This window comes from Halomonas sp. 11-S5 (assembly GCF_029889825.1).
Taxonomy (GTDB): Bacteria; Pseudomonadota; Gammaproteobacteria; order Pseudomonadales; family Halomonadaceae; genus Halomonas.
Window position 1 is genome coordinate 1 of record NZ_JARANW010000021.1, and the last position, 13631, is coordinate 13631.

A 13631-nucleotide genomic window follows, 5' to 3' on the forward strand; every position below is an offset into this window, starting at 1 on the left:
CTTCCCTCGTCGACGTCGCTCGGGCTACGCCCTCCCGACGTCGACAACCGAAGGTCTCGGCTTTCTCATCTTGATTGTCGCGTGACTCTCATCTTGATTGTCGCTCTATACATCACCGTCTTCAAAGCGAAAACAGATACGCCACTGGGCATTGATCGATATCGCATATTGCCCCGCTCTATCGCCGAACAACGCATGCAGCCGGTTACCGGGTGGCACTTCCAGATCGCGCAGCCGCATGGCCAGGTGGATATACTCGAGTTTTCGAGCGGCCCTGGCTGCTACATCGGCTGGAAACCGTCTTGACTGTCCCTTGGCATACAGCTCATGGGTGCGCTTGTCGGCGAAGGACTTGATCATCCCAGCAATGTAATGCGTCACGTGACGCGCGTCAAGATGGCAGCGGCCCTCAGGCGAGCACCTCGGCAATTGGCCGCCGACGTTCGAGGGCTTCGACGTCATCCACACCGTCGACAACGAGGAGCATGACTCATGAGCAACAGTTGGCGGGGGCGCGCGGTGCTCCACCCATGGATAGGTGCCCAGTTTCACCACCAGCGTCGGACACGTTATAGTCGCACCTAAAGCTACCTATCACCATCGGCCCGCCACTGGCGCGGCTGTCGCATAGCGTGCCGGGGTCAACGCGCCCAAAGCCCTGGTGGCGCATCATCAACCTGTCTCCATGGCCAGAGCATGTCCAAGAAACGAAACAAGCGTTCGGCGCGCAACAAGCCGGGCCCCGCCTCTCTCTCGTCCGACGCCCTGGAAAGCTCCGCCCAAGAAACATTGCAGCGAGGCCGTTTCCGCGAGGCCATCGCCCATTTCAAGGAGCTGTTGAAACGAGAGCAGCGGGAGGAGTGGCGCGAGGGCCTGGCACAGGCCTACGAAAGCCGTGCCCACTCACTCACCGAGAAGGGCATGCTCAAGGAAGCGCTGGTGATGTGGGAGAACCGCCACCGGCTGGGGGCTGCCGCGCCGCTGCGCCTGGCACACACCGCCTTGCTGCTGCGCCTGGGGCGCGTCCACGAGACGGTCAAGATATTCAACCAGGCCGCTGACACACTGCCTGCTGACGAACTGGCAGCACTGCGGACTCAGTTGGCGGCCTACTACCTGAGCGGGGAAGCCGAGGTCATGGAGGGCCTGGCGCCGGAGGATCCCGTGGTGGTCCACGGCGAGGCAGCGCAAGCGGCACTAGCGGCCTATTGCAGCGGCGATGACATAGCCCTGGAGCAAGCGTTGGCCGCCATTCCGTTCCGCTCGCCCTACCGCGATGGCGTGCACCTCCTCAAGGCCATGCAGCGCCTGCCCGAGCAGCCGACCCAGGCCGCGGCCCTGTTGGCCAGGGTGCCGGCCGAGTCGGCCTTCGCGCCGCTACGCCAAGCGACCAAACTCGCCCTGGTACCGGAACAGGAACTGGCCTCTCGCCTCGCCGATGTCGGCAAGGCCACCCGTCGCTTCGCGCTGACCCTGCGAGGCTGGAGCCCCGAGCGCCAGGCACTGTTCGAAGAGGCCCGCAAGCTGGGCGACGAACCGCCGCCCAAGGCGCTGTTGCACTTCCTGTACCGTCACCGTGACAAGCTGGGCGACGACTGGGTGCATGAACAGGGACGGCGCCTGTTGATCGATGACGCCCCGCAGAGCCTCGCTTGGCCCCGTGAGGCCGGTGGACGCTCCCTCTCGCAAGCGGAAAAAGTACAAGTAGGCGCCTGGCAGGCCGAGCGATACAGCGACAACCCGTGGTACACCCTAGAGTGCTGGGAGCTCCTGGCCCAGCACCTGGAAGAACCCCATGCCCCAGCTCCCGGCAGTGACCAGGCGCTACGCATCGCCCTGGTGCTGCGGCGCGTCGATCAGGCGGGGGACATCCTGGCACACGCCACGCCGTCTGCGGAGCCCCATGCCCTGGACCGGGCAGTCGCCCACCTCGTCGAAAGGAGTCTCGATTACGACCCGGATGCCCCACAGGCCTATCTTCGCCTGACCGCCTACTACCTGCGCGGCAGGGAGCTCAAGGAGACGCGCCGTCTCCTCGAGCCGGCACTGGCTCGCTGGCCCGAGAACCTCCAGGTACTGACGGCGGCCCTGGACACGGCCGTAGCGGGCGGCTCCTTCAAGAAGGCAGCAGGCTTCGCCCGACGCATCCTGGCCATCGACCCGATCAACAAGACGGCCCGGGAACGCCTGATGAAGGCCCACCTCGCCCATGCGCGCAAACAGCTTCGCAATGCCCGCCCGGACCTGGCCCGCCGGGAGCTCGAACAGGCCAGTGCCTGGGATCGGTCCAAACGCTTCGGCATCCAGCTGGAGATCGTCGACGCCCTGATAACCTTGGCCACCGATGCCCCGGCCGGCGCTTCAGCCTTGCGGGCGGTGAACCAGCGTCTCGGCGACGGCCTCGCCGCTGGACTGAGTATCGCGCTGGAAGCGGCGGCGGTGGGCAAACCGCCCAAGGCCCTGTTCACGGACTTGGGCCTGTCCAAGCCGCAACCGCGAGGCGCTGAAGACCTGAAGGCCTGCCTTGCCCAACTGCGCGAGCACCTGGACAGCGGTGGCAAGCTGCCGCCCGAGGTGACCCGCTATTTCGAGAAGGTCCTGAAGGCCTCGGCCCAATTCGAGCTCTCCTTCCAGGAGATGGAAGCCGCCTGCGAGACCCTGCGCCGCTGCCGCTGGGACGCGCTTCGGCAAGCCTTCGCCCAGGCGGCCCTCAAGCGCTGGAAAGACGCGCCCGTATTTGCCTTTCATGCCTTCGAGGCCAAGTACAAGGGTGCCCCGTGGAAGGCGAGCTCAACCGACATCAGACGACTGGAGCGGGCCCTGGAGCACGCCCGAGAAAAAGGCGACACGCGCAGCACCGAGCGCCTGCTGAATGTGCTCGACAGTCTGCGCCTTACTTCCTTCGAGGATTCCCCCCTCCCGCCGGAGATGGGAGAGGAGCTGGGGCCCGAGGCCTTGCCTATGCTCATCAACCTGATGGGACTGGATAGGCTCCTCGACATGCTGGGGCTGAGTCGCGACATGAAGCGCCAGTTCAAGGAGCTCGAACGGGAGCTGGGTCGCCCGGCGCTGATCGAGATGCTCGGCGCCATGATGAGCGCCGATCCCGATGATCTTCCTCCTTTCCCGGCACCGCGACCCAAACGGCGGACGGAAAGCAAGGGGCATGCCGTGGAAGACGATGCGCCATCGGACGATGATGATCCTTTTAACCAGCCGGACCTGTTCACATGAGTGACCCTTACCTGACCCTGGGGGTGACAGCCAAGGCCACCGATGCCGACATCGAGGCCGCCTATCGTGCAGGCGTCAAACGTCATCCCCCAGAGCGCGACCCACAACGCTTCGAGGCCCTGCGCAGCGCCTATGAGGCGCTACGCACCCGCCGCGACCGCCTCGGCTACGAGCTGTTCGACACCTCGCCGCCGACGGTGAGCGATATCCTGGACAAGGCCGCCCCGACGGGTAAGCCGCGCCGCCCGGACCCGGCGCTGTTCGCGGCCCTGCTACGCGGGGAATCGTGATGGACGCCGCCGCCAAGGAGCAGCTCGTCGAGCGTTTTCGTGCCTATCTGGAGGCCGGCGACGCCCAATCTGAAGAGCACGCCCAGCTTGCAGAGACAAGAGAAGCCGCGGAGGCCGAATCCCCGGACCTGTTTACCCTGCTGGCCGAGCAGGCGGCGCTCAAGAACGAGGTGAAGCTCGAATCTCGTCAGATCAAGGCCGCCCTCGATCAGTTCCGGGAGTTGTTCGACACCTTGCGCCAGAGCAACACCCGCCTCGGCGAGGAACTGGAGCGCCAGCAACAATCGGCCCGAGACCAGCAACGCGACGCCGAGCGCGGCCTGTTGCTCGAGCTGCTGGAACTGCGCGATCGTCTGCGGGCCGGCCATGAGCAGGCTCGCCGCTATCGGCCGGGTTTCCTGGCGCGTCGTGGCGGCGCGGGCACGTTCGTCGCGGGGATGGCCGACGGCTCAGCCATGAACCTGGCGCGTCTGGATGACATCCTCATCCGGCGTGGGGTTTCACCGCTGCCAAGCGTGGGCCATGCCTTCGATCCCCATACCATGCACGCCACCGAGGTGGTGCATAAGGCCGACCGGGAAGACGGCGAAGTGGTGGACGAGCTGCGCAGCGGTTACCTGCAACACGACCGCCTGTTGCGCCCGGCAGAGGTCATCGTCAACAAGCGCACTGAGGAAACAAAATCTTGAGCGACAACATTATCGGCATCGACCTGGGCACCACCAACTCCGAAGTGGCCATCGTCCAGGACGGCAAGGTGCAGATCATCGACGTAGATGGCGCCAGGCTGCTGCCGTCGGTAGTGGGCCTGGCCAACGACGGCGCCCTGCTGGTGGGTCAGGTCGCCCGCAACCAGTACGCCCTCTACCCCGAACGCACCGTACGCTCCATCAAGCGACGCATGGGCGATGACCAGAAGGTCACGATGGGGGAACAGGTCTACACGCCGCAGGAGATATCCGCTCTCATCCTGCGCCGCCTCAAGCGCGCCGCCGAGGAGCACCTGGGCGAGGCCGTGGGCAAAGCTGTGATCACCGTGCCGGCCTACTTCTCCGACGCCCAGCGCCAGGCCACCCGCGATGCCGGCGAACTGGCCGGCCTGGAAGTGGTGCGCATCATCAACGAGCCTACCGCTGCGGCCCTGGCCTATGAGAGCGGCCACGCCGAGGCCAAGACCTTGCTGGTCTATGACCTGGGGGGCGGGACCTTCGATGTCTCGGTGGTGCGCCTGAGCCAGGAGGTTACCGAGGTCCTGGCCAGTCACGGCAACAACCGTCTCGGCGGCGACGATTTCGACAGCCGGATCGTGGAATTCCTGGTGGAGCGGCTGAAGACCGAGCAAGGGGTCGACCCCAGCGGCGACCGCGCCGCCATGGCACGCCTCGGACGTGCCGCCGAGACGGCCAAGATCGCGCTCAGCGATGCGCCCTACGCCCGCATCGAGGAAGAGTATCTGCTAGAGCACGACGGACACCCCATCCACCTGTCCCTGGAGCTTGATCGCCGGGACTACGAGACGATGATCACGCCCTTCATCGACGAAACCCTCGAGGCGATGCACATCGCCCTGGATGGCGCCGAACTCACGGTGGCCGATGTGGATGAAGTACTGCTGGTAGGAGGGGCGACCCGCACACCCTTGATCCAGCAATGGCTCGAGGAGGAGCTGGGAATCGCACCGCGCAGCGAGGTGGACCCGGAGCTATGTGTCGCCACCGGGGCCGCGATCCAGGCGGCGGTCATCGGCGGGCAGCCGGTGACGGCGAACGTGCTGGTCGACGTGACGCCCTACACCTTCGGCACCAGCGCCTTATCGGACCGTCTGGGCGAGCTCTATCCCTACACCTTCATCCCGCTGATTCATAAGAACACCCCCATCCCGGTCACCAAGAGCGAAGCCTTCTACACCTTCGAGGACGGCCAGACGACCATCGACGTCTTCGTCTATCAGGGCGAGGATCCCGATGCCCTCAACAACACCGAGATCGGCTCCTTCCGCATCGAAGGTCTCAGCGACGTCCCTGCCGGCAACGTGATCATCACGACCTTCTCGCTGGACCTGAACGGCATCCTGCACGTCACGTCCCGGGAGAAACGCACCGGCCTGGAGAAACACATCACCATCGACAACGCCACCGCCCGTTTCGAGCAGGAGGAGCTCAGTGACGCGCGTCAGCGCCTGTCCTCCCTCATCGAGGGCGAGGCCCAACCGGTCCAGTCGGCACAGCGCGAGGCGGTCCAGGCGCAGGCCCTGATCGAGAAGGCCGAGCGACTGATGGAAGGCGCCAACCCCGAGGACCGGGAAGACCTGGTAGACAACATCGAGAGTGTCCAGGATGCCTTGGCCAGCGGTGATATCGCCGCCCTGGCGCGGGCCACGGATGAGCTCTCCGACCTGGTCTTCTATCTGGAGCCGTGATGCAACGCTGCCCCAACTGCCGTGCTCGCCGCAGCGGCGACGGCGACAGCCACTGCCGCCGCTGCGGCATGGAGCTTACGCAACTGCTCGAGGCCGAGCAGGCCGCCCAGCGGCAAGTAGTGGCAGCGCTCGGCCACCTGGAAGCCGGCGATGTTCCCGGTGCCATCGCCGCCCTCGAGCAGTCCCGTACCCTATGCCGCGAGCCCTTTTCGGCGCTCTTGCTGGACTTCGCTCGATCGCTCGCTTGACACCACTGGGTTCCCTGTATTCATATGATTCCGTATTTAGATAGATCAGTCTATACAGGAACAACCATCGATGCCCGCCTCCAAACGCGACCAGCTGCTCGCCACGGCCGAGCGACTCTTCTATGAACAGGGGTTCCACGCCACCGGGATCGACCGCATCGTGGCGGCCGCCGGGGTGGTGCGCATGACGCTCTACAACCACTTCGCCTCCAAGGAGGCCCTGGTGGCAGCCGTCCTGGCGGCTCGCCATGAGCGCTTCATCGCCAGCCTCGATGCGGCGACGGCCTCGGCCTCGCCGGGCCAGGTGACCCGAGCCCTGGTCGATGCGCATGGCAACTGGCTGGAACGCTACAGCCAGCATGGCTGCATCATGGCCAAGGCGATGGGCGAGTTCGCCGAGCACAACGCCGAGATCCACGCCCTGGCGGCGGCCGCCAAGACCGACCTGCTGGCGCGCCTGGAAGCCGCCGTGGCACGCGATGGGCTGGACCACCACGCCGGCCTGGCGCGACGCCTCTTCGTGGTGCTGGAAGGCAGCAATACGGCGGTGGCCCTGCTGGGTGCACAGACGGCGCTGGCCGACACGCGGGCGGTGGTCGACACCCTCCTCGCCACCGCCCGGAGCGAGACCCGATGAGACCACTGCCCCCCCTCGGCATGGCCGCCCTTGGCAGCGGGATCATTGCCATCACTTACGGCCTGGCCCGCTTCGTGTTCGGGCTCTTCCTGCCCACGATGCGCGACGAGCTGACGATCTCCCCGACCATGGCGGGTGTGATCGGCGCCCTGCCGTTCCTGAGCTTCGTCTTCGCGATCCTCGCCGCTACCTGGGTGATACGCCGCCTCGGGGTTCGCCGCACGGGGGTCGCGGCCGTCGGCCTGGCCGGGATCGGGCTGATGATGATTGCCCTGGCGCCGTCATCGCTGCTGCTGGCCGCCGGGGTGCTGATCTGCGGGATCAGCACCGGGCTGTCATCGCCGGTCATGGCGGAGGCGGTTCACCGGGTCGTGCCCTCCTGGGTCCTGCGCGGGCGGGTCAACGCCACCATCAATGCGGGCACCAGCCTGGGCATCGCGCTCGCCATGCCGGCGGTGCTGATCTGGGCGGAGGCCTGGCGCAGTGCCTATATCGGGTTCGCCGCCCTGGCGGCCCTGGGCACCCTGGCGGCCCTCTGCTATCTGCCTCGGGATGGTCAACGTCCCTCACCGTCGCAGTCCCGACCCGTCGCCCTGCCGGCGAGCCGTGAGCAATGGCTCGGGATCGCCCGGCTGAGCGGCCTGGCCGTCGGCATAGGAGGCGTGAGCGCGGCCTACTGGGTGTTTGCCCCGGATGCGGTGATCAACGCCGGGGGGCTCGCGCCGAGCCAGACCGCCTGGATGTGGCTGGCCGTCGGCCTCGGCGGGCTGTTGGGCGCTGGCGCCGGTGATCTCATCGCCCGCTTCGGGCCGGCCGCGAGCCATGCTGCTGGCCTCATGGTGATGTCTGCCAGCCTCGCGCTGCTGGCCTTCGATCCCGGCAATTTCGCCCTCGCCCTGGTATCCGCGGCCCTGTTCGGCACCGGGTACATGACCCTCAGCGGCTTCTACCTGGTCAGGAGCACCCAGATCATGACCGAGGCGCCCTCCTTCGCCCCGGTGATGCCGTTGCTCGCCACCTCGGTTGGCCAGATCGCCGGCTCTCCGCTGGCCGGCTGGCTGGTCGGGGCCGAAGGCCATGTCACCGCCTTCATGCTCTTCGCCATCCTGGGGCTCGCTGTCGCCGGGCTGGGGTTGTGGCTACTCAAAGAGCGAGGGGCTGCTGCCGATTGGAGTGCCCCTTGAACTCAGCCGCCACCCTGGCGGTGGCGGCGCTGACCTGGAGCGACCCGCGGGACATCCCCGCCCTGGCAGCGGGCCTGCTGGGCACTTGGGGCATGTTCATGCCGCGCGGGATCGTCATGCGCGGCGCCCGCCTGCGCTACATCCACGGCTGAGGCGTGGCTCACTTCATCTCGAAGCCGCGCTTGACCAGGAAGTCACGCATGTGGGGGCGCAGCTTGGTGTCGAACAGCGGGGTGAGGTTCTGCGACCAGTTGGTGTCCTTGGGCCCGCCTTTCCGCGACTGGTAATAGGCGTGCATGGTCTGGTCATAGGCCGCCACCAGCTCGCGGTCGTCGCGGTAGCGGTCCTCCTTGAGGATCGCCGCCACCGGCAGGCGCGGCTTCACGTCCGGATCGTGGGCCGGATAGCCCAGGCACATGCCGAACACCGGGAAGACGTGGTCCGGCAGCCCCAGCAGGTCGCTGATCGCCTGGGGGTTGTTGCGTATCCCGCCGATGTAGCAGATGCCCAGCCCTTCCGATTCCGCAGCGATGGCCACGTTCTGGGCCATCAGGGCGGTGTCCACGCTGGCCACCAGCAGCTGCTCGGTCATGCCGCGCACCACCCGGGCGCCGGTGCGCTCGGCGGCCTCGGTGGGGCGCTTCATGTCGGCGCAGAACACCAGGAAGGCGCCGCCGGTGGCCACGTACGACTGGCCGCCGGCCAGCTCGGCGATCGCCTCGCGGTTCTCGGGGGCCTTCACATGGATGACGCTGTAGGCCTGGACGTGGCTGGAAGTGGCCGCGGCCTGGCCGGCCTCGATCAGCATCTCCAGCAGCTCGCGAGAAACCGGCTGGTCGGTGAACTTGCGGACGGAGCGGTGGGACTTGAGCAGCTCGATGGTGGGATTCATGGGACCTCGTTGCAGGGTGTCGATCAACGTCGTCAAGGCGCTCGGCGAACATCAGTAAAGCCACATTGTCCATCACTCGGCGAGGCTTTGCATCGCCCGGGGCCGCCCTGTTTGCTGCCGGGTGGCGTGTCGGCCTGGCATCGCTTCCTTCGCATCAAGCTGATGCTGTACCTTGGACGTCATCGAATCGCGATGACAGGGATGACTCACCCCATGCTGACGAAACACACCACGCTCCCCGACCCTCGCGTCTGGCGGTTGGCCCTTGTGCTGATCATGGCGATGCTGTTGACCGGTTGCGGCGTCAACAACATCCCCACCTATGACGAACAGGTGAAGTCGTCCTGGGCGCAGGTGGAGAACCAGTACCAGCGGCGCGCGGACCTGGTCCCCAACCTGGTCGAGACGGTCAAGGGGTTTGCCCGGCAGGAGCAGGAGACCCTGACCGCCGTGGTGGAAGCGCGGGCCAAGGCCACGTCCATCCAGATCGACGCCGAGTCGCTGGACGACCCGGAAAAGATGCGTCAGTTCGAGCAGGCCCAGCAGCAACTGACGGGCGCGCTGAGCCGACTGATGGCGGTGTCCGAGCGCTATCCCGACCTGAAGTCGAACCAGAACTTCCTGGCCCTGCAGTCGCAGCTGGAGGGTACTGAAAACCGCATCGCCGTGGCGCGGCGCGATTTCATCACCGCGGTCGAGCGCTACAACACCGAGATCCGCACCTTCCCCGGCCGCCTGTGGCACAGCTTCCTCTATAGCGACATGCCGCTTCGCGAGACCTTCGAAGCCACGACCGAGAACGCGGACCAGGCCCCCCAGGTGGAGTTTGAATGAGTAATCTTCTGCGTATTCCGCTGTTGGCGTTGCTGTTGACGGGGGCCCTTGGCCTTCAGGCACAAGACGTCCAGGCCCAGGAACTTGAAGGACAGGAACTTGAAGGACAGGAACTCGGCTTTCCCGAACTGACCGGCCGTGTGGTGGACCAGGCCGAACTGCTGGACCAGGCCACCGAATCACGCCTGAGCGAGCGGCTGGCGGCCCACGAAGACGCCACCACCGAGCAACTGGTGGTGGCGACCCTGCCGGACCTGCAGGGCGTCACCATCGAGGAGTATGGCTATCAGCTGGGGCGCCACTGGGGCATCGGCCAGGCAGAGGAGGACAACGGCGCCCTGCTGATCGTCGCGCCGAACGAGCGCAAGGTGCGCATCGAGGTCGGCTATGGCCTCGAGGGTCGCCTGACCGACGCCCAGTCCTCGGTGATCATCAACCAGATCCTGACGCCGGCCTTCCGCGAGGGCGACTACGCCCGCGGCATCACCGAGGGCGTGGAGGCGATGATCCAGGTGCTGGGCGGCGAGCCCATGGACACCAGCACCACCTCCAGCGCCCCGGCTCGGGAGCAGGGGCCTGAAGGACCGGCATCGATTCTCTTCTTCGTGATGTTCGTGATCGTCATGACCCTGGTACGCGGCGGTCGCGGCGGCCTGCTGGCCGGCATGTTGCTGGGCGGTGCTGTTGGCGGCAGGTCGCGCGGTGGCGGCGGCTTCGGCGGCGGGGGTGGTTTCGGCGGCGGAGGCGGCGGCTTCGGTGGCGGCGGCGCTTCCGGTGGCTGGTAACTCAGCATTCCGGCCGGTGGCGACACCGACACGACAATCAGGATTCGGAGATCACGATCCCCATGGCTTTATTGAATGAAAACGAGCAACGCCAGGTAGCCGAGGCGATTCATCGAGTCGAACGCGATACCGATGCCGAGCTGGTCACCGTGCTGGCGCCGCGAGCGGACAACTACGCCTATATCCCGCTGCTCTGGGCCGGCCTGCTGGCCCTGGTGGTGCCCGGTACGGTCAATTACTTTCCCGGCTGGTTGACGGCCTACGAGCTGACGCTGGTGCAGTGGGCGACCTTCATCGTGCTGGGACTGGTGTTCCGCATCCCCACCCTCACCACGCGGCTGATCCCGCGATCGGTTCGCCATTGGCGGGCGGCCAACCTCGCCCGGCGGCAGTTCCTGGAACAGGACCTGCACCATACCGAGGGGGGAACGGGGATGCTGATCTTCGTCTCCGAAGCCGAGCGGTATGTGGAAATCCTGGCCGACCGGGGCATCTCGGCACGTATCAGCGACGAGACCTGGCAATCCATCGTGGCGGCCTTCACCCAGCAGGTAAAAGCCGGCGAAACCCTGCAGGGGTTCCTGGAGTGCATCGAGGCCTGTGGCGAACATCTCAAGGAGCAGGTACCGGCCACTCACGAGCGCAACGAACTGCCCAATCATCTGATCGTGCTGGATTGACCCTCTTCTGCCCATGCACCGGGGCATGACGAGCACGTCTCCCCGGCAGCGGTGCCGCCGTCCGACATGGGCTGACCGACGCGAGGAACCGGCATGACACGAGACCGCATGACATCGGAACATCAAGGCGCGGGACTGGCCTTCAAGGTGGCACTGGCCGGGGGCATCCTGGCTATCCTGGCGGCCCTCTCCATGGCTGGCGCGGGACCGGCCTATCGCGCCGGGCTGCTCGCGCTGGGGGATGCCTTCAGCATGCTGCGCTACGGTGCCTTCATCGCTCTCGGCGCCGCCGGGCTGGGCCTGGTGGGGCTGATCATCGCCGCCTTCACCCGCCGCGCTCTCCCGGCGCTGCTCGGTGCCCTGGTGATCCTGGCCGGTCTGGTGCTGGTCGCGGTGCCCTGGATGCAGCTGCAGCAGGCCAGGACGGTACCGCCCATCCACGACATCACCACCGACATGCAGGACCCGCCCGCCTTCGAGGCCTTGGTCGAGGCCCGGGAGGCCGCGCCCAATGCCGTGGACTACCCCGGCGAGGCGTCCGCCCGCCAGCAGCGCAAGGCCTATCCGGCGATCCGGCCGCTGATGCTGGACGCGCCCCTCCCCGAGGTGCTGGCTGCCGCCGAGGCCGCGGCGCGCGACGCCGGCTGGGAGATCGCCGCGGTGGGCGAGGCCAGGCTGGAGGCTACCGATACCACCACCTGGTTCGGCTTCAAGGACGACGTCGTGATCCGCCTGACCGAGACGCCGAACGGCGTGCGGGTCGACATGCGCTCCGCCTCGCGGCTCGGCCGCAGCGATGTAGGCACCAACGCGGCGCGCATCCAGGCCTTCCTGGCGGACCTCGCCCAGCGACTGGAGTAAGGCGCCGCGGCTGGACAGGCGGCCGGGCCAGAGCCTGGGTGGCGGCGCCAATCGCTCAGTAAACTGAGCTTCCACAGGGTGGTGTCGCTCGATGCTTGAGACTCATTATCGACGTGCGATTGCCCTGCCGATCACCCCGATGGGCCCTTCGAGCGTTACATCGGGCATGGTAAGGTCGCCGCTGTCCGTCATGGAGCGAGCATAGTGAACCCCGAAGACCTTGAGAAACTGGTCACCCTGCGCATGCCTTTCGGCAAGCACGCGGGCTGCCTGATCGCCGATCTGCCCGGCCCCTACCTCAACTGGTTCGCCCGCGTGGGCTTTCCCGAGGGCCAGATCGGCCGGCTGCTGCACCTCATGCACGAGATCGACCACAACGGCCTGAGCGAGCTGCTCGACCCGCTGCGTGGAACTGCCGATACATCATCGAGGTGAAGCGCCGCCATACATCAAGTAGCGTGATACCCAGCATCTCCTCCACCAGCGAGACCATCCCATGTCCGAACAAGACCCCCTGCCGCCGCTGGAATGGGATCCTGAGGGCGTCCAGATCCAGGGCTTCTCTGCCGGCCTGTATCAGATCGAATGGCTGCTGGTCACGCTCGTCATCCTCTATCTGGTGATCATCGGCCTTCCCGACGAAGGGGGCTTGAGTGTGCTGGCAGCGACCTTCGGCTATTTCGGCTTCAGCTTGCTGGCCAGCCGGCTGCGCTTCTTCGGGGAACGACAGCGCTGGCTGCTGGCTCTGCACACCTGGGCGATGATCGGCTTCATTACCTGGTTCCTCTATGGCACCGAGGGCGTCACCGGCCCGCTGACGAGTCTCTACCTGCTCGCGGTCATCACCAGCGCCCTGACCCTGGGTGTTATTCACACGATGCTCGAGGTGGCGGCGATTGCGGCATGCCAGCTGCTGCTGCTCCATCTGCAGGGCACCGAGATCCTGGCAACCGACAGCCTGGCGCCAATCGGCACCAGTATCATCGCCCTGCTGATCGTCGGCTACCTCACCGCAGCCCTGGTGCATACCATCCATGTCTCCAATCGCACCCTGCTGAAGATGGCCAGCCGGGATACATTGACCGGCCTGTTCAACCGACGCGCCTTCGATGACCTGGCCAGCCCGATCCAGGAAATGGGCAGGCGTGCGCAGCGTCCCTTTTGTGTCGTCGTCATCGATATGGATGGCCTGAAGAACATCAACGATAGCGAGGGACACGGCGCCGGTGATCGGGCCATCCTGGACCTGGCGAAACGTCTTCAGGCATGCAAGCGCAGCAGTGACGTCCTGGCTCGCTATGGCGGTGACGAGTTCGTGATGCTGCTTCCCGATACCGATGCGGCCGGGGGCAAGAAAATGATGCAGCATGTCATCACTCCCACGAGGCACAACCAGCCATCTATCAGTATCGGTGTCGCTTCCTATCCCGAACAGGGCGAGTCGTTGGAGGAGCTTCTCGACCACGCCGACAGCGCCATGTACCTCAGCAAGGCCTCGGGCGGTAATCGCGTGTCGGCTGGGGCTGGGGCGAGGGTGCTGGCCGCAGTCGACAAGCAGGAGGCGTAG

The 13631-nt window shown here is 66.1% G+C and carries 16 protein-coding genes; 14 read left to right on the top strand and 2 right to left on the bottom strand.

Annotated elements, in window-relative coordinates; genetic code table 11:
* Positions 1–105: 105 nt before the first annotated feature.
* Positions 106–381 carry a type II toxin-antitoxin system RelE/ParE family toxin gene (locus OP497_RS13405; RefSeq protein WP_280549220.1) on the bottom strand — a complete coding sequence of 92 codons (276 nt, stop codon included), beginning with the start codon at positions 379–381 and terminating at the stop codon, positions 106–108.
* A 315-nt stretch (positions 382–696) separates the two neighbouring features.
* Between OP497_RS13405 and OP497_RS13410 the strand changes: the two genes are divergently transcribed.
* The 8 genes from OP497_RS13410 to OP497_RS13445 all read left to right on the top strand — a co-directional run bounded on the left by OP497_RS13410 (position 697) and on the right by OP497_RS13445 (position 8164).
* Complete coding sequence (locus OP497_RS13410; RefSeq protein WP_280549221.1) at positions 697–3234, top strand: hypothetical protein; 2538 nt, start codon at positions 697–699, stop codon at positions 3232–3234.
* Entirely contained in the window at positions 3231–3524 is a 294-nt protein-coding gene (locus OP497_RS13415; protein ID WP_280549223.1) for a DnaJ domain-containing protein, read from the top strand. Before OP497_RS13410 ends, OP497_RS13415 begins: the two co-directional genes overlap by 4 nt.
* Entirely contained in the window at positions 3524–4213 is a 690-nt protein-coding gene (gene grpE / locus OP497_RS13420) for a nucleotide exchange factor GrpE (protein WP_280549224.1), read from the top strand. Before OP497_RS13415 ends, grpE begins: the two co-directional genes overlap by 1 nt.
* Complete coding sequence (locus tag OP497_RS13425) at positions 4210–5943, top strand: Hsp70 family protein (protein ID WP_280549225.1); 1734 nt, start codon at positions 4210–4212, stop codon at positions 5941–5943. The genes grpE and OP497_RS13425 overlap by 4 nt, the downstream gene beginning before the upstream one ends.
* The gene (locus OP497_RS13430) at positions 5943–6191 is read left to right on the top strand and encodes a hypothetical protein (RefSeq protein ID WP_280549227.1); all 249 of its coding nucleotides are present in this window, start codon (positions 5943–5945) and stop codon (positions 6189–6191) included. The genes OP497_RS13425 and OP497_RS13430 overlap by 1 nt, the downstream gene beginning before the upstream one ends.
* Positions 6192–6261: 70 nt before the next feature.
* Positions 6262–6828, top strand: coding sequence for a TetR/AcrR family transcriptional regulator (locus OP497_RS13435; protein WP_280549229.1), 567 nt, complete (start codon positions 6262–6264; stop codon positions 6826–6828).
* A complete protein-coding gene (locus tag OP497_RS13440; protein ID WP_280549231.1) occupies positions 6825–8012 on the top strand; it encodes an MFS transporter in 1188 nt (395 codons plus the stop codon). Before OP497_RS13435 ends, OP497_RS13440 begins: the two co-directional genes overlap by 4 nt.
* Entirely contained in the window at positions 8009–8164 is a 156-nt protein-coding gene (locus tag OP497_RS13445) for a YgjV family protein (protein WP_280549233.1), read from the top strand. The genes OP497_RS13440 and OP497_RS13445 overlap by 4 nt, the downstream gene beginning before the upstream one ends.
* Before the next feature lie 8 nt (positions 8165–8172).
* Here OP497_RS13445 and nfsA read toward each other — a convergent pair whose 3' ends face one another.
* On the bottom strand, positions 8173–8904 hold the full coding sequence (gene nfsA, locus OP497_RS13450) for an oxygen-insensitive NADPH nitroreductase (protein ID WP_280549234.1): 732 nt from the start codon (positions 8902–8904) through the stop codon (positions 8173–8175).
* Positions 8905–9117: 213 nt separating this feature from the next.
* Between nfsA and OP497_RS13455 the strand changes: the two genes are divergently transcribed.
* The 6 genes from OP497_RS13455 to OP497_RS13480 all read left to right on the top strand — a co-directional run bounded on the left by OP497_RS13455 (position 9118) and on the right by OP497_RS13480 (position 13631).
* On the top strand, positions 9118–9738 hold the full coding sequence (locus tag OP497_RS13455; RefSeq protein ID WP_280549236.1) for a LemA family protein: 621 nt from the start codon (positions 9118–9120) through the stop codon (positions 9736–9738).
* A complete protein-coding gene (locus OP497_RS13460; protein ID WP_280549237.1) occupies positions 9735–10523 on the top strand; it encodes a TPM domain-containing protein in 789 nt (262 codons plus the stop codon). Before OP497_RS13455 ends, OP497_RS13460 begins: the two co-directional genes overlap by 4 nt.
* 62 nt (positions 10524–10585) lie before the next feature.
* A complete protein-coding gene (locus OP497_RS13465) occupies positions 10586–11203 on the top strand; it encodes a TPM domain-containing protein (RefSeq protein ID WP_280549238.1) in 618 nt (205 codons plus the stop codon).
* Positions 11204–11311: 108 nt separating this feature from the next.
* Positions 11312–12064 (top strand): DUF1499 domain-containing protein, encoded by a 753-nt coding sequence (locus OP497_RS13470; protein WP_280549239.1) that lies wholly within the window; start codon positions 11312–11314, stop codon positions 12062–12064.
* A gap of 204 nt (positions 12065–12268) precedes the next feature.
* Positions 12269–12499: a DUF3820 family protein gene (locus OP497_RS13475; protein ID WP_280549241.1), complete on the top strand. Its 231-nt coding sequence runs from the start codon at positions 12269–12271 to the stop codon at positions 12497–12499.
* Between the two features lie 61 nt (positions 12500–12560).
* A complete protein-coding gene (locus OP497_RS13480) occupies positions 12561–13631 on the top strand; it encodes a GGDEF domain-containing protein (RefSeq protein ID WP_280549243.1) in 1071 nt (356 codons plus the stop codon).